The organism is Granulosicoccus antarcticus IMCC3135, assembly GCF_002215215.1.
Lineage (GTDB): Bacteria > Pseudomonadota > Gammaproteobacteria > Granulosicoccales > Granulosicoccaceae > Granulosicoccus > Granulosicoccus antarcticus.
Map to the genome: position 1 here is coordinate 2,137,812 of NZ_CP018632.1, position 16,499 is coordinate 2,154,310.

The following is a 16,499-nucleotide window of genomic DNA, read 5'->3' on the forward strand; positions in this document are numbered from 1 at the left end:
CACCAAACAAAGTGTAGTACTTGAATAAACTGAATTGTTGAGAGATCTATGTATTGAGACTTGAGTAGGTCGCTCTTTTGTTAATTACTCGTATTGCAGTGCAATACGGGTGTTTGAGACAAAATGTCGCTGAGTGTGATTATTTTCTCGATTTTGTTTGTCGTACCAAACTGCCAGTGGTAGCCTCGATGGTTCGATTCACACCACGAGAAGAAGAGGATGAAACGATTACCTGTCGCCATGGCCTGTGCCGCGCTACTGACTACGTCGGCGGCATTCGCCAAAGAGGTCCCTACAAGTATCGATGATGTTGCTCAACCCGGTGGAACACTTCCCGGTAACCCACAAATTGCATTTGTTCAGGTAGCCACAGGCTTTCTGGACCCGGTCAATGTCGCCAATGCCGGTGACGGTACGGGTCGTATCTTTGTTGTTGAACGAGCTGGACGTATCCAGATCGTTGGTAAGGATGGGGCTGTCAACGACGAGCCATTTCTTGATCTGACCTCCATCAATCCACTGGGTAGTGATGTCCAGACTGGCTTTGTCGAGCAGGGCTTGTATTCAGTCGCCTTTCATCCTGACTTTGCAAGTAACGGTTATTTCTACGTTCACTATGCTTCTCTGCCATTCAACGGCGACGGTATGATCGTACGTTTTACTGTTGACCCTGAAAGCCCCGATGTCGTGGATGCTGATCGTGCCAATGGGACAGCCAAGGTCATCATGCGAATAGAGCAACCTTGGTACAACCACAACGGTGGTCAAATAGAATTCGGCCCGGATGGCATGTTGTATATTGGTTCTGGTGACGGCGGCTGGGAGGGGGATCCCTACGAAGCGGGTCAGGATCTGTCGACATTGCTGGCCAAGATTCTACGCATTGATGTGAATACGGATGATGATCTGGTTCCATACAAGATTCCGGCAGACAACCCGTTTGCCAGTGCCTCCAGTGAACGCTTGATGTCCTTGTTTGGTATCACTGAAGAGCAGTTCTCAAAGATCAAGACGCGTTCTCGTCCAGAGATCTGGTCTTATGGCGTGCGAAACCCCTATGAGTTTTCCTTCGACCAGAAGACCGGTGATCTGTTCATCGCAGATGTCGGACAGAATCACTGGGAAGAAGTAATCTTCGAAAAAGCGGGTAATGGCGGTATGAACTACGGCTGGCCGCGTATGGAAGCCTCCTATTGCCATCCGATGACAGGGGACCCTGCTGAGTCCGATTGCGCTGTTGTCGGTTCATTGCCTGTTGCTCAATATCCTCACTCAGCACCTTTTCCCGGTGCACCCGAAGATGCTAGCGGTGGTTGTTCCATTCAGGGTTTTGGTGTCGTCAACTATGGCGGCATGGAAGGTGTCTACATGGTGGGAGACTGGTGCTCGGGTCGTGTCTTTGGAGTTGGTCACGATGGTGAGAACTGGCAGCTGCAGGACATGATGCAGACAACCATGCAGTTCACAGCGGGCGGTTATGACGAAGAGGGAATGGTAATGGTGGTCAACGCCAATAACTTCTATCTGGCTGACCAAGGCCCGGATACCAACCCTCCCGGAGCCCTGTGGCGCATCATGCCGGTTGCTGATGTACCCGAGGGTGCAGTTGTCGCTGACTCAGTGCAATAGTCAATTGCCAGAGGTCTGACTGGTCGCCGGGGCAGCACGCCTCGGTGACTTCAAAAAATACACGGATAATTGTTGAACTATGAGTAAGTTTCGTCACCTGCTGCCAATCTGTTTGATGTTGGCAGTACCTGCTATCGATGCTGCTGAGCCAGCGAAATCATCAGACGCAGTTGAGAAGTCACCTGATACTGAACAAGTACAGGAATCAGGAGCTCTGGAATTCCTGCATGCCCTGACCAACAAGCCACTGGACATGAACATGCGGCCTGAACAGGTCCTGACTCCTGCGGTGCTCGAGTTTCATGAAACAGGTGAAAATCCCTATTCCGGAAATGCCGAGCGTATTGCTGCTGGTGAAAAGCTTTACAAGAAGCAGTGTCAGGCTTGTCATTTGAAGGATGGGAAAGGGCGTATCGGTCCCAATCTGACAGACGACACCTGGACTCGATCCAGAACTGACACAGAATTGGGGCGTTTCGAAGTTGTCTATGGTGGCGGTGCGGGAGCCATGCAGGCATTTGGACTTCGAATGGACCAGGACGGTATTCTGGAAGTTCTGGCCTTTATCGAGACATTTCGAGCGCAATGACAGGAAGACCTGAATAGCAGGTCATCTTGACGAATTTGTTTGAATCGTGACAGCGCGCTTGTAGCAAGTGCGCTGTCTTTGCGTAAGACTTAGAGCCTTTCAGTTCATATCACCATAAAGTAGTGCATCGATCATCTGCCGGTGTTTGGTCATGTAGATCTTGAACCACTGGGTATAGTTTTCCGGGTATTGCTCGATCTGCAGAATGGCTTCAGGAATGGTCAGCCATTTGACTTCGCAGACTTCATCCCGGTTGTACTGCTCTACATCAATACTTTCGTCGAACTGACCGTAGAAACAGTGCACGAATTCGTTTTCGAACAATTCCCCGACTCGTGCCTGATACGAGATTTCACCAAATTTCCTGACTGGAACCTGCCAGCCCAATTCCTCTTCCTGACGTCTGCCCGCACAGGCTGAAAAGCTCTCCATCCAGCGGGGGTGAGAGCAGACGGTGTTGGCCCACAGGCCTCCAGAATGGTATTTCGTTTCCGCCCGTTTCTGCAGCAGCATTCGAGAGCCGTTGAACACGAATATCGAAATGGCGGCATGTCGGATATTGTTGAGGTGCGCATCCAGCTTTTTGACGGGATAAGCAGCAGAATCATCATCGACATTGATTGCCGTGATCAGGTCATTCAGGTTGTTATCGATGACGTGTGGGTTCAACATGGACATTATTGCCGCTATTCGATGATGAGGTTATTCAGTGTGCGCTTGTCCGTATCATCTTCAATGAGCGGTTCCCTCCCACCTCGCAGTACCGAGTTACCTTCGTAAAGCCCACGTTGGTCGACAGGTGGTGGATTCAACCAGTCTTCTTCCTTCATTTGACCGCTCTGCCCGTAGGCATCAAGAGCGTTCTGGTAACAGACCAGTCTGACATTTTCCTCCGGTATGCCACGTTCGAGAGCCAGCGCGGCAGTCTTGGCAACACCCAGTGGTTCAGAGATTCCCCAGTCGCAGGCGGAATCGACCATGATGCGTTCGGCACCGTATTCAGCCAGAATGTCGACCATACGGCTGTTGCCCATCTTGGTCGATGGGTAGATGGAAAACGCTGCCCAGAAGCCGCGATCAAGTACTTCGCGCACCGTTTCTTCGTTGTTGTGATCCACAATGATTTTAGATGGATCCATACCGTGTTCGATACACACGTCCATGGATCGCGAGGTTCCTCGCTTCTTGTCTCTGTGGGGGGTATGAATCATCACTGGCAGGTCCAGTTCCTTGGCAAGCTCCAGCTGTGCCCTGAAATACTTGTCTTCCAGCTCTGTTTGCTCGTCATAGCCAATTTCGCCGATGGCTACAACGCCTTCTTTCAGCGCAAACTGCGGCAATATCTCCATGACCGCCTCAGCCAGTTCTTCGTTGTTGGCTTCCTTGGAGTTGAGCCCGATCGTGCAGTAGTGTCGAATGCCAAACTGGCCGGCTCGAAAACGTTCGAAACCGATGATCGAAGACAGGTAGTCGATATAGGTGGCGACATGGGTGCGTGGTTGGCCCAGCCAGAAAGCGGGTTCAATGACAGCGACAACACCCGCTTTGGCCATTGCTTCATAATCGTCTGTGACGCGCGAAATCATGTGCGCGTGCGGGTCAATAAACATCATCTGCTGATTTCCTGACTAATGCTCGATGTCAACGGGGACGGGGCGAGCTGGTTATGCAAGTTGATTGATTTGTCTGGCAACAGAGTCCCACGACAGTTCTCCGTTAGCAACCTTTCGTGTCTGTTCAGGGTAATTCTCGAGCAGTTTTTCTGCACGCGGGTCCGGGCAGCCACTCAGGGCGAGTAAGGCTCCTTGTTGTTCCACCGATACATCCGATTCCAGTGCTCTTTGCAGGTCGTCGATCATGTTGTCACTGGCGAATGGACCTACGCAGCGCCATAGCTCCGGCGTTACAGCACGGTTGGCTGACCAGCGTTCATGTGCATAATCGCAAAGTATGCGAGCCAGCTCCGGGTTGCACCTTTCTTCAAGGCCCTGAATCGGATACAGAGTGCTGTCGACGAACAAGGCTTTGAGAACCATGTGATTCCAGCGTAGCTCAGAGAAATGAGTCGCAGGGTAGGGGTTGTTATGTGCAATCGCTTCAAATACTGCACGCATATTGGTTCTCAGGCCTTCGCCAATCTGTTTGTCCAGTTCTTCTGACTGAGGGTAGAGGGCTATTCCCCGGTACAGTGAAATGGTTTCTCCAAGGTCCGCCGTCTGACACATGGATTTGAACAGCTTGGCGAAGTCGCGATTGGTCTGTTGAGCAATCGTGCAGAGCAGCATGACTCTGGCAGTCATGTCGATGCTCCAGTCCGAGAGTTTCCAGCCCTTGACGAGTGAATCTGCCGTTGCACTTTCTTCGCTGGTGGCCGCCAGGTCCTGTCGACCCAGGCGTCTGGGTATGAGGCCGTAGGTTATGTGGATATTGCGCAGGCTGTCTTCGTTGTTCAGCAGAGCCAGTCGCTCCAGTAGCCAGGTGTACTGATCGGCGGGCAGGCGTTCTTTCAATATGGTATCGAGAAAACCGGTGGCTGTGGTCTTGTTCATTGCTGGCGTCGAGGTGTCAGTGAGGCGGTGGGAGTTATTTGCTGTAGCGTTGCTTGAGCCACTGGATAGCATTTGTTACCAGTGCATTGTCCATTTCGTGAACCTCGATGCCGGTACCCAGTGCTGTCAACAGTGTGATGGTCAATTCTCCCCCAAGGTGTTCGCGGAAATCGGTTAACCCTTGGATGAGTTCCAGGTTACCGGCGCTGTTTTTTGTTTCCAGAGCGGGATGCCATAGTTTGAACCCGAAATGTTCCAGCAGAAAACAGACACGCTCCTCGCTGCCTTCGGGTAGAAGTCCTTTCAATACAGAGTAGCGTGTATCCAGAGCAATGCCGATGGCGACCGCCTCTCCGTGGCGCAGATGATAACGAGTCAGCGTTTCCAGGCGATGTGCTGACCAGTGTCCAAAATCCAGAGGCCGCGCGCTACCAGTTTCAAAGGGATCTCCGCCCTGGCCGATCTGAGCCATATGCAGTTCGGCGCAACGCCTGATCATGTATTGCATGGCGACAGCGTCAAAAGTTGCCAGGCGATCAGCGTTTTCTTCCAGCCAGCAATAGAAGAGAGGGTCTCGTATCAGTGCAACCTTGACGGCCTCAGCCATGCCAGCCACCTTGTCCCTGTAGGGTAGTTGCTCTATGAATTTGTAATCATTGAGTACGGCAAATGGCGGACAGAAGGTACCAATGTAATTTTTCTGACCAAACAGGTTTACGCCGTTCTTGACACCGACTCCCGAATCATTCTGCGACAGCACTGTGCTGGGGATTCGTATATGCCGTATACCGCGATGCGAGGTGGCCGCTACCAGTCCAACAGCATCAAGCAGTGCACCGCCACCAATGCCCACGACGTAGGAGTGTCTATCAATGTGATGTTCAACGATTACCTTCTGCATCTTTTCCACAAAATGCAAATCAGACTTGATGGTTTCCCCACCGGGGACCGTCGTGGGCTTGCCAGCTAGCTCCAGGTGCTGACTATGAGCCTTGGCGTATTGTTCTATGCTGGCAATCAGTTGTGGTTGTGCTTCTGCCAGACCTTCATCGACAAATACCACGAAACGATGGCGTTTCTGTGGTTCCAGCTGGCGCAGGGTATCTGTAAACAAGGCGTTGTCAGGATTGAACAGATCTTGCGTGAAAGACACCGGGAAACGGTAGGGCACACTGAATTCTTGCCAGGAGGTTGAAGTCTGGGTCGGGTGGGCCTGTCGGAGTTCTTCAGTCATCAGTACTGCCTGTCAAGTGTCGGAAGAGTTTGCCGTCGGAAAGTGTCGTAACCGGCAGCCAGAGAAGGTTGTTGTTAATCATAGCCTTGAACATGGAATAGGCATAGATATCTTGGACTACCAGCAAGAGGTGCGCCGTGAAACTGTGACAATTTGTCTTGCTTGTTGTAAGTTTGTTGCAATCAATAGTGGATGAAACGACATTGAAGTATATCAACCTTGTTATCTGTATCCTGATGCTGTTGTTCATCGGCGTCCAGTACAACGATCCTGATGGGCCGATGTGGATGGCAATTTACGCAGTTCCCGCTCTTTGGGCTGGTCTGGCCTTCTTCAACAATCGTTCATTTCAGGTGTTGCTGGGGAAAAGACTGATGCTTGTCTCGCTGGTTGCAGCTGTTGCAGGTATGGCCTATTTCTGGCCGACTACATCACACTGGTGGGCATCGGAAGTCTGGTGGGAAACCGAGACGGCACGAGAAGGCATGGGCATGATGGTTGCCACAGTGGCCCTGCTGATAACCTGGGTAGTCGGTCGGCAACAGTAGTTTCGGGTTGTCTTGCTGTGGGCAATAATGCTTATGTCACTCATCTGGAGCTGACAAATCAGGTGTCAATGCTCCATTGCATTTCGTATTGTCCTGCAAATATGAAAGCCATCTGACAATAGCGACTGCAATCTTCAGAACTAAAGAAAATCTACATGAATTTGAGAGCTGCCTAATAAAAGTAAAACTGTAACCCTTCAACATGCACTCTTTTGGACCGCTAGAGCATGCACGAATGCGTTGATCTTTTAGATCGTTCTAGCCTTGCTTGATCAACATGAAACGTCCATTGATGTAACCGATTGCTAATGAAACTCAACACGATCTCTACGACCTATTTTGTTATCAATAGCGTACTGATGATTTCTATTCTGGGTACGGTCATTTCAATGCTGGGTTATCAAAAAAAGCTGATCGACAGCCAGACGATTCGCTACCAATCAATGCTTACTGCAGACGAATTACGCCAAAGCTCAGACGATCTGACTCGCCTGGCACGTACGTTCTCCTCCACCGGAGACAGTCGCTACGAGCAGCAATACTGGGACGTTCTCGCCATTCGCAACGGCGAGAAACCTCGTCCACTCAATTACGAAAGAATTTACTGGGACTTTATTGCCGCTGGCGAAGACCCCGGAGTCTACGGGAAAACCATATCCTTAATAAATAAAATGCGTGCCCTGGGCTTTTCCGAAGAAGAATTGGGGAAATTGACTCAAGCACAAAAAAATTCTGACGGATTAGTCAAGTTGGAAACAACTGCCATGAATGCGGTTAAAGGACTATTCGAAGATAATCAAGGTGGCTTCACCCGCAAGGGGCTGCCTGACCTGAAGCTGGCTACCCAGCTGATGTACTCAGATCAATACCATCAGCTGAAGGCTCAGATCATGAGGCCGGTCAACGATTTCTTTATATTGCTGGACAAACGCACTGAAAAGGTGGTGACAGATAATATAACAGGCATGCAGATATACTTCGGTATTCTGCTGGCTCTGATCGCAGTGGCAGTCACGTCAGCGGCGCTCAGCTATTGGTCTTTCAGGGTGAAATTCATGCAACCCATGATTACACTGGGCAGTGCATTGAAACAGATCGCACAGGGTGCACTGTCAAACAACACTCGTCTCGATGATAGTGAAACCAATGAAATTGGCGATATAGCCCGTTATTTCAATCAAGCCTCCGATCGATTTGACAATATCGTCAAGACTATCAAAGATGACACAACGACCGCTCTTCGGCTACAGCAAGCACTGGATAATAGTTCGGCCAATATAGCAGTCGCCGACGACACCGACAAAATAATCTACTGTAATCCAGCCGCCAATGCATCTTTGTACCGTATCAACAAAGACGTGAACAATACGCCCTCGAGCAAGCGATTCGAGCCTTTAGGAGCTCCTTGGTTCAACCTGCATCCGGAGCCTGAAAAACGCTCAAAACTTCGTGGCCTCAGAAGCCACTATGAAGAGACGGTCACTCATAAGGAGCGCTCATTCTCCATGGTAGCTAATCCGATCAATGACGAATCCGGAGAGTTTCTTGGCACCATCATTGAGTGGAAGGACGTCACACTAAACGTGGAGGCTCAACATGCTCAAAGGATCAAGAATGAGCTCAGTGAGGCCAAGGCGCTGAATTCCCAGGTTGACGTTCTACTGGAAATTGTAAACAGTGCCATTCAAGGCGATCTGACTCGAAAAGTCACCATCACCGGTGATGATATTGTTGGCCGAATGGGGCGCGGGATTGAGACATTACTGGATGTACTCAGATCCAACCTGACCCATATCCGCGAGAGTGCATTTGCTCTTACAGCCTCCTCTGAAACTCTAGCCAGCACCAGTGGTGAGATCGGCAGTATGGCCGTCAATGCATCGAGTGAGATGGGCACTGTCAAATCAACCTCAATCACGATGAGAAACGAAATAGATTCGGTGGCAGCTGCCTTGGAAGAAATGTCGGCATCCATCAAACAGATTGCACTTAATGCCGGCGAAGCCACCCTGGTTGCCAGGCAAGCCGTCAGTATCGCCAAGGATACGGATTCGACAGTACGACAGTTGTCGGAATCATCGATCAGCATCGGCCACGTACTCAAAGTCATCACCTCCATTGCCGAACAAACCAATTTACTGGCCTTGAATGCCACCATTGAGGCTGCCAGGGCTGGCGATGCAGGCAAGGGATTTGCCGTGGTTGCCAATGAGGTAAAAGAGCTGGCTAAGGAAACTGCCCGCGCAACCGAAGAGATTGGCAATAGCATAGAAACAATTCAGACCAACAGTGGTAACGCGGTCAAAGCCATTACGACCATTGGCGATACCATCAACCGGATCAACGATATTCAGAACACCATCACCATCGCCATGGAAGAGCAGACCGCCACAGCGATTGAAATATCAAAAAGCGTGCAAAGTACTGCACTCAATAGCGAGAGTATTTCCCAGAATATCGGCAATGTTGCTACGGGCATAGATCAGACGCAAAACGGGGTGGTTCGCTTGCAAGCTGCCTCTCACGAAATTGCCAATATGGCTGTTGAGCTTCGTCGACGTGTGGATAATTTTGAGCTCAATGATTCCTTATCTTCAAACCCTGTCACTGCCTTTTCGCAAGTACATCATAAGCTGCCGTAGTGAAGTGGGGAGGATGCAGAGAGCCTGCACCCGGAACCTGTGTACCGCTGCCAGAGGTTTGATCGTAGGTACCTTCAGACCTTAAATCCTTGTTTGTTGCCAGAGAGATTTGAATTGTTTTGAATAATTAAAAACATTAGGTGTAAGATGTCGAACCGTCCATTGGCACCAAGGGAAAGGCATCACGTGCAACACACACCTATTCTTCAGTTCGGCACCAGCCGGTTTCTGCAAGCACACGCTGACCTGTTTCTGTCACAGGCCATGGAGGGCGGACAAGAAGTAGGGCCCATAACCATCGTGCAAAGCTCGGGCGATCCGAGTCGCGCAAAGCGCCTTGCGGGCCTGGTCGGATCCTACCCGGTACGCATCGAAGGGCTGGTTGATGGGCAACGGCTGCAGGAAACACTGTTGGTGAAGAGCGTCGCACGCACACTGTCGACGGCAAGTGATTGGACCGAGATTTCCCGTATTTTCGTGGAAGAGGTGCAAATTGTTCTATCCAATACCGGCGATGCGGGCTTCACACCCAATGTATGTGATGAAACAACTCACTATGATCAGCGCATGTCTTATCCGGCTAAGCTGACTCACCTGTTGCGGCTTCGTTTTTCCAGCACAGCTGCCCCCATTCAGATCATGCCGATGGAATTGATTGCCGAAAACGGTGCGGTGTTGAAACAACGCGTCATGGAGCTTGCGCAGAATGACTCGCTTGAATTTCGGAATTATCTTGAAAGCGACGTGCTTTGGGTGAATTCTCTGGTGGACCGAATCGTATCGCAGCCGTTGGAACCGGCTGGTGCTGTGGCGGAACCGTATGCGCTTTGGGCCATAGAGGACCAGCCGGGACTGCTGCTACCCTGTCTGCACCCTTCGGTTCAGGTTGTGCCGTCGTTGGTTGAAATTGAGACCTTGAAGCTTTTTGTTCTCAACCTGGGTCATACGTTTCTTGCGGACCGTTGGCGTATGGCAAAGGGGGGGGATGATGTGCTTGTCAGGCATTTGCTGAGCGATGCAGTCGAATCAGAGGCCCTAACCACGATTCTGCAAGTCGAGGTGCGGCCTGCCTTTGAGGCGGCAGGTCTTGCCGAGCAATTTGATGCTTACCTCAACACCACTCTTGAGCGATTTGCCAATCCGTTCCTGGATCACCGGATCATGGATATTGCGCAAAACCATGCTCAGAAAGTCAGCCGCAGAATTGCGCCATTGATGGGCTGGGCCAAGGCTCAAGGGGATCGCAATGCCAAACCGATCCTGTCCGAGATCATTGCGCGCAATAACGGACAAATCTGATGCCCTTAAAGAAAAATCGAGTCGGACAGACCAATCTATCTGTTACCTCCTTGTCACTGGGAGGTTCCAGTCTGGGCAACCTGGGCGGCATTGTCAGCGATGCTGACGCGGCAGCTTTGCTACAACACGCCTGGAACGCAGGGATACGCTACTTCGATACAGCCCCGCATTACGGGCGCGGTCTGTCAGAGCAGAGAATGGGTGCATATTTCAAGGGCAGGGCGCGTGATTCCTATGTACTGTCCAGCAAAGTGGGGAGAGTCCTGTCCCCGGGTAGTGCGATGGACGAGGCCGATGGATTCGTGCAGCCATTGCCCAATGCGGTGCACTACGATTATTCGGCTGATGGCATCCATGAGAGCTTTGAAAGTAGCTGTGAACGTCTCGGCACATCGCAGATCGATATCCTCTTTGTCCATGATATTGGCGATCAAACCCATGGTGTACTCGAAGGAGCACGTCATATGGAAGATCTTCTGGGGTCTGGTATGGAGGCTCTCCACGATCTCAAACAAGCCGGGCGCATCCGGGCGATTGGTCTTGGCGTTAACGAAAGCCAGGTGTGCATTGATGTGATGAAGCAGACACCGCTTGATGTTATCTTGCTTGCCGGACGCCTTACCCTGCTGGATCGTGAGGCAGAAGCAGGATTGGTTGAACTATGTGCCTTGCACGGAACCAGTCTTGTATTAGGAGGTATTTTCAATTCGGGAATATTGGCAACAGGGCCGGTACCCGGTGCGTGGTTTGATTATGCGCCAGCCTCGCAAGAGGTCCTGGATCGTGTCGCGAACCTGGAATCGAAAGCTGAAGCCGTCAACTTAACCTTGGCACAAGCTGCCTTGCAATTCGCAATGCATCATCCATCCGCCTGTTCGGTGCTGTTGGGCACTGGCAAGGTTCGCTCGTTGCAACGCAATCTTGATGCAGCAGATATCACCCTGAGTGAGTCGGCAAAAGCCTTTGTTACAGCATGAATCGCGTGAATACGAGGCCAGCTTAAGTAGCGTGGTTGTTGGCTTTGAGGGATGTCAGCAAGGTCTGCTTTGACGTTGAAAGATGGCAGCTGGCCGCAGCCTCTGCAAGGTTGATATCACGGCTACGCAGGGCCCCGATGTAGTCAAGATGCTCCTGAATGGCAGCCTCATTGCGTACCCGTTCGTCCGACTTGTTCCACTGATAATGATAGTGGAAAACAAGCGATATGATTTTTTGAAACTCTTGAATGAAACGGTTGCTGACTACGTTGTTGATCACCGTGTGAAAGTTTTCATCCAATCGCGAGAAGTCGTGATAATCCGTTTCAATTCTATCCAGCAGAGCCAGGTGCTCCTGTTCCAGGGTGTCAAGTTGCGACCATATTTCATGGGTTGCTGGTAGAGCGACCAGCTGGCGCACCGAATTCATTTCCAGCACCGTGCGAAAGTCCGACAATTCCACCGCGTAGTCGACGGTAAACCCGTTCAGAACCCAACCGCCTCGCGGACGCCTGACAACGATGCCAAAACGACTGAGGGAAGAGAAAAATTCCTGCAAGGTGTGGGTCGCTACGGAAAATTCCTGAGAGAGATGAGCCACATTCAGCGCCGTCCCAGGTAGCACATCCATACGCAGGATCCAATCGAGAAATCGTCCCTCAAGCTCTTCAATCGTCAACAGCACCGGGGGGCCTTCCAGAATATCCGAGGCATGAGATCGGCTTTTGATGATTTTATCCCGGCCAACCAACGTGATGATCGATTGTTCATCAAGCCGTGCCAGTACCCCTCGGACAACCGTACGACTGACCTCGAGTTGTGCTGCCAAGGCATTCTCGGAAGGCAATGCGCTGCCAATATCCATTTTATCGCAGAGTGCAACAAGTCGATTGTGCGCTTCAACAAAGCGTGCATTCGTTCGGGCCATTTAGATTTTGTCTCTTCACAGGTGGGTGTCACTCTAGCTGTTTTTTCAATGTACAAATATAATTAAAAACATTTGACGCTACTTTGGAAACACATTATGGTTCTTTATTATTAAATACATCACGTACTTCCGGAAGAGGAAATCAGAGAATGCAAGCCCATTCAGGCAAATCAAAACTGCAGTTTCTGCCGAGCGGCTCGACGTTACATAAAGTGTCGGCATTGCTGACTCTCATCTTGCTCATTGCTGCATTCTCCTTCACGAGCCCGGCGTTTCTGTCGGTTAACAATGGCCTGACAGTGTTGCTTCAAACCTCTGTCATTGGACTGCTGGCCATTGGCATGACCATGGTTATCATCACCGGCGGCATTGATCTGAGCGTTGGCTCTGTTCTGGCGCTATCAGGCGTCGTTGCCGGCCTCACGATCAAAGCTGGTATTCCGGTCATACCCGCCATGATATTAGGTGTTTTCGCGGGAGCCTTTTGTGGCTTTGTGAATGGACTAGTGATCACCAGGCTGCGCATCACCCCCTTTGTGGCAACTTTGGGAATGATGATGATTGCACGAGGTATCGCCCTGCAATTGACCGGGGCCACACCAATCAGTCGTCTGGGCGACACCTTCGCCACTCTGGGGAATGGATCGTTTTATCGTGTGGTTGAAATGCAGGCCAATGGTTTTCCGAAGGTCATTTTCCCCGGTATCCCTTACCCGGCTGTACTACTGCTTGTCATCGCTGTGCTCGGGGCTTTTTTACTGAAACGACGCCAGATAGGTCGGCATATCTTCTCTGTCGGATCAAACGAGGAGGCGGCACGTCTGTCCGGCGTGGACGTCGTTCGTACGAAAATCTGGGCTTATACCGCATCAGGCGCCTTAGCTGGTCTCGCGGGCATGGTGCTGATGTCACGCCTTGTCACGGTCCAGCCGAATGAGGGTGTGATGTACGAACTGGATGCGATTGCAGCTTCCGTGATCGGTGGAGCATCCTTGATGGGCGGTATCGGCAGCATCTCCGGCAGCATGATTGGCGCCTTTATCATCGGCGTATTAAGAAACGGCCTGAATATGGCCGGAACATCGGCTTTCATCCAGCAGATCATCATCGGCATTGTTGTCATCGGTGCGGTCTACATCGATCAGATTCGTAATCAACGCTAATCACACCAACACCAACACCAACACCCACACCAACACCAACACCAACACCAGACTCATCCCCTGAAGATGAGAAAACCATGCAGAAAACCAACGAGGAATACGACCATGAATAAACTACTAACTACAGCTCTGGCAACAGGCGTTCTGGCAGCGGCTACATCCATCGCATCGGCGGGCGAGATCGCGGTCATCGTCAAAACCACAAACTCCAGCTTTTGGCAGAACGTCAATAAGGGAGCAACAGCAGCCATTGCCAATCATGGTGATCACACCATGACGTTTAACGGGCCTGCCTCTGAATCTGCCATTGCCGATCAGGTATCGCTCGTTGAAAATGCGATCAATCGTGGTGTTGCCGGGATTGTTCTGGCACCCTCCGATCCAGAAGCGTTGGCGCCCGTCGTCAAGCGAGCGTTTGAATCCGGTATCCCGGTCGCCATCATCGACAGCGGCCTGGCAGAAGGCAATCAGGAATACTACCAAACCTTCTTGTCCACAGATAACTGCGCTGCAGGTGAGCAGGCTGCCCAGATGATGATCGACTCTGCTGGCAGCACCGGTAAAGTTGCAGTCATGTCTTATGTGGCTGGTGTCGGATCTGAGGTTGGCCGCGTTGGTTGCTTTGTCAAATACCTGGGAGACAACTCTACGATCGAAATTGTCGGCCCGTTTTATTCGCAGTCACAGATGGCAACGGCGCTGAACCAGACCACGGATATTCTCGCCTCGAATAGCGATTTGGTGGGCATCTTTGGCGCCAATGAGCCAACCGCCATCGGTATGGGCCGCGCTATCGAGCAGGCAGGTAAAGCCGGCCAGTTGACAGCCATTGGCTTTGATGGAAACGCAGACCTTCAAGACATGGTTAAAAGCGGCACACTGTTGTCGACAGCCGTACAGGGCTCATTCCAGATGGGTGAGTATGGTGTGGATGCCGTGGCAAACATTCTTGCTGGCGATGAAGTCACTGACTTCATCGATACAGGTGTCGTGATGGTGACAAAGGAGAACATCGATACACCAGTCGCACAACACGTTCTTTATTGATTGTTCGTGGACTGGCGACGAGTAATCATCCTTCGCCAGCCCAACTTTAAACCTGATTAGGACGCATCATGTTGGACACAACTTCCAGAGACACACCTCTGGTTCAAATGGCAGAGATCTACAAGCATTTTGGTGGCGTGCACGCCGTTGAAAGCGTTTCCATTGATCTTTATCCTGGCGAAGTCGTCGGTGTACTGGGACACAACGGTGCCGGCAAATCCTGCCTGATGAGCATCCTGTCAGGGGCTACGACGCCAAGCGGCGGTCAGATATATGTGAACGGCGAGCAGGTCGATTTAAAAACTCCGCAAGAGGCAAAAAAATACGGCATTGAAACCATTTATCAAACACTGGCGCTAGCCAATCATCTCGATGCTGCAGCCAACCTGTTTTTAGGACGCGAACTCAAGACCCGATTTGGAAATCTGGATGACACACGGATGTTCAACGAGACCCAAGAGGCGCTCCAACAGCTCAACCCAAACTTCAAGAATTTGAAAGACCCAGTTGCACGATTGTCAGGAGGGCAAAGGCAGGTGATCGCAATTGCACGTGCAATCTATTTTCAGGCCAAGGTTCTTATCATGGACGAGCCGACGGCGGCCCTTGGGCCTTCGGAAACCGCCATGGTTGCGGATCTGACACGACACTTGAAAAAGGAAGGACTGGGGATTTTGCTGATCAGCCATGACATGAATGATGTGTTTGAACTCTGCGACCGTGTGATGGTGATGAACAAAGGCAGAAATGTAGGTGCTTTCAATATCGAGGATGTTAACAAGGACGACATCCTCAGCCTGATAATCAAAGGTACATTGCCCGCTGGTTGGGCACCAAGAGGTCATAACTCATGAATAGTAATAATATGATGCAGGCGGGTGTCGTTGTCGAACCTGGAACATTTGCAGTACAGGATCGCCCTGTGCCTACGAGCACACCTGAAGGTTGGGTGATGATCAATATTTGTGCGGTAGGCCTGTGCGGTACGGACTATCACATACTGGATGGCAAACACCCGTTTCTCGAATACCCTCGAGTGATTGGTCATGAGCTGAGCGGTCGTATCGCCAGCGACGGCAATGGCTGGTCGGCTGGTGAACTGGTGGTGGTCAATCCCTATTTGTCCTGTGGGACTTGCCGTGCATGTCAACGAGGCAAACCTAATTGCTGCTATAAAATCGAAGTGCTGGGCGTACACCGCGATGGTGGACTTGTACCCCAGTTGGCAGTGCCTGCAGAGAATCTTTATCCGGCAGACGGCCTGACCTCACTACAAGCCGCAATGGTCGAGTTTCTGGCAATTGGCGCTCACGCTGTGAATCGCTCAGGCGTCTGTGTAGGCGACAATGTGTTAGTGACGGGTGTCGGCCCGATTGGTATTGGTACGGCCCTGTTTGCACGTCTCAAGGGGGCGACTGTGACGTTACTGGACCTTAGCCCCGAGCGCCTTGCCATGGCGGAGAAACGATTTGGCTTTACCCAAAGCTGCGTCAGCATGGACGCCGCGATTGAGGCGACTGATGGTGAGGGCTATGACACGGTGTTTGATGCAACGGGACACGGCGGCGCCATTGAAGCTGGGTTTCCAGCTGTCGCACATGGAGGGTCCTACGTATTGGTCAGTGTCGTCAAAGATAACATCAGCTTCAGTGATCCAGAATTTCACAAGCGTGAGATGCGCCTAATTGGAAGTCGAAACGCGCTCAAGGCTGACTTTGATTGGGTTATGTCTGCTTTTCAGGACAAGCTGATTGATGCAGACGCCTTATGCTCAAGTATTCTGTCCATGGATGAGCTGGCAGCGACGTTCAACGACCTGGCTGCTGAGCGCGCCAATCTGATTAAAGTCATTGTTCGGTTGCAGGAATAATTTGCATCGACAATCAGGCTTGCA

Annotated in this window: 15 protein-coding genes; 10 read left to right on the plus strand and 5 right to left on the minus strand. The window is 51.2% G+C overall.

Features of this window, described 5'->3' with window-relative positions; translation table 11 throughout:
- The first annotated feature begins 219 nt into the window (after positions 1 to 219).
- The gene (locus IMCC3135_RS09305) at positions 220 to 1,629 is read left to right on the plus strand and encodes a PQQ-dependent sugar dehydrogenase (RefSeq protein ID WP_088917357.1); all 1,410 of its coding nucleotides are present in this window, start codon (positions 220 to 222) and stop codon (positions 1,627 to 1,629) included.
- Between the two features lie 79 nt (positions 1,630 to 1,708).
- Positions 1,709 to 2,218 carry a c-type cytochrome gene (locus tag IMCC3135_RS09310; protein WP_088917358.1) on the plus strand — a complete coding sequence of 170 codons (510 nt, stop codon included), beginning with the start codon at positions 1,709 to 1,711 and terminating at the stop codon, positions 2,216 to 2,218.
- A 99-nt stretch (positions 2,219 to 2,317) separates the two neighbouring features.
- Here IMCC3135_RS09310 and IMCC3135_RS09315 read toward each other — a convergent pair whose 3' ends face one another.
- From IMCC3135_RS09315 to IMCC3135_RS09330, 4 genes are read right to left on the minus strand one after another with little or no spacing between them, the layout of a single operon-like run.
- Positions 2,318 to 2,896, minus strand: a complete 579-nt coding sequence (locus tag IMCC3135_RS09315; RefSeq protein ID WP_088917359.1) for an isopentenyl-diphosphate Delta-isomerase — start codon at positions 2,894 to 2,896, stop codon at positions 2,318 to 2,320.
- An 8-nt stretch (positions 2,897 to 2,904) separates the two neighbouring features.
- On the minus strand, positions 2,905 to 3,831 hold the full coding sequence (locus IMCC3135_RS09320; protein ID WP_205737975.1) for a TatD family hydrolase: 927 nt from the start codon (positions 3,829 to 3,831) through the stop codon (positions 2,905 to 2,907).
- A 51-nt stretch (positions 3,832 to 3,882) separates the two neighbouring features.
- On the minus strand, positions 3,883 to 4,767 hold the full coding sequence (locus IMCC3135_RS09325) for an EboA domain-containing protein (protein WP_088917360.1): 885 nt from the start codon (positions 4,765 to 4,767) through the stop codon (positions 3,883 to 3,885).
- 34 nt (positions 4,768 to 4,801) lie between these two features.
- A complete protein-coding gene (locus tag IMCC3135_RS09330) occupies positions 4,802 to 6,001 on the minus strand; it encodes a 3-dehydroquinate synthase (RefSeq protein ID WP_088917361.1) in 1,200 nt (399 codons plus the stop codon).
- Positions 6,002 to 6,204: 203 nt separating this feature from the next.
- On the opposite strand from IMCC3135_RS09330, the gene IMCC3135_RS09340 reads away from it, so the two are divergent.
- The 4 genes from IMCC3135_RS09340 to IMCC3135_RS09355 all read left to right on the plus strand — a co-directional run bounded on the left by IMCC3135_RS09340 (position 6,205) and on the right by IMCC3135_RS09355 (position 11,467).
- Positions 6,205 to 6,549 carry a transmembrane 220 family protein gene (locus IMCC3135_RS09340; RefSeq protein WP_157735872.1) on the plus strand — a complete coding sequence of 115 codons (345 nt, stop codon included), beginning with the start codon at positions 6,205 to 6,207 and terminating at the stop codon, positions 6,547 to 6,549.
- 308 nt (positions 6,550 to 6,857) lie between these two features.
- Positions 6,858 to 9,191, plus strand: coding sequence for a methyl-accepting chemotaxis protein (locus tag IMCC3135_RS09345; protein WP_088917364.1), 2,334 nt, complete (start codon positions 6,858 to 6,860; stop codon positions 9,189 to 9,191).
- Between the two features lie 186 nt (positions 9,192 to 9,377).
- Complete coding sequence (locus tag IMCC3135_RS09350; RefSeq protein ID WP_088921768.1) at positions 9,378 to 10,490, plus strand: mannitol dehydrogenase family protein; 1,113 nt, start codon at positions 9,378 to 9,380, stop codon at positions 10,488 to 10,490.
- On the plus strand, positions 10,490 to 11,467 hold the full coding sequence (locus IMCC3135_RS09355) for an aldo/keto reductase (protein ID WP_088917365.1): 978 nt from the start codon (positions 10,490 to 10,492) through the stop codon (positions 11,465 to 11,467). Before IMCC3135_RS09350 ends, IMCC3135_RS09355 begins: the two co-directional genes overlap by 1 nt.
- A 22-nt stretch (positions 11,468 to 11,489) precedes the next feature.
- Here IMCC3135_RS09355 and IMCC3135_RS09360 read toward each other — a convergent pair whose 3' ends face one another.
- Positions 11,490 to 12,395 (minus strand): GntR family transcriptional regulator, encoded by a 906-nt coding sequence (locus IMCC3135_RS09360; RefSeq protein ID WP_088917366.1) that lies wholly within the window; start codon positions 12,393 to 12,395, stop codon positions 11,490 to 11,492.
- 149 nt (positions 12,396 to 12,544) lie between these two features.
- On the opposite strand from IMCC3135_RS09360, the gene IMCC3135_RS09365 reads away from it, so the two are divergent.
- The 4 genes from IMCC3135_RS09365 (at position 12,545) to IMCC3135_RS09380 (ending at position 16,475) form a co-directional block, all read left to right on the plus strand.
- Positions 12,545 to 13,558, plus strand: a complete 1,014-nt coding sequence (locus IMCC3135_RS09365) for an ABC transporter permease (protein ID WP_088917367.1) — start codon at positions 12,545 to 12,547, stop codon at positions 13,556 to 13,558.
- A 105-nt stretch (positions 13,559 to 13,663) separates the two neighbouring features.
- A complete protein-coding gene (locus IMCC3135_RS09370; protein ID WP_088917368.1) occupies positions 13,664 to 14,605 on the plus strand; it encodes an ABC transporter substrate-binding protein in 942 nt (313 codons plus the stop codon).
- A gap of 107 nt (positions 14,606 to 14,712) precedes the next feature.
- Positions 14,713 to 15,459, plus strand: a complete 747-nt coding sequence (locus IMCC3135_RS09375; RefSeq protein ID WP_236994762.1) for an ATP-binding cassette domain-containing protein — start codon at positions 14,713 to 14,715, stop codon at positions 15,457 to 15,459.
- Positions 15,456 to 16,475 (plus strand): zinc-binding alcohol dehydrogenase family protein, encoded by a 1,020-nt coding sequence (locus tag IMCC3135_RS09380; protein ID WP_205737976.1) that lies wholly within the window; start codon positions 15,456 to 15,458, stop codon positions 16,473 to 16,475. The genes IMCC3135_RS09375 and IMCC3135_RS09380 overlap by 4 nt, the downstream gene beginning before the upstream one ends.
- The last annotated feature ends 24 nt before the right edge of the window (positions 16,476 to 16,499 follow it).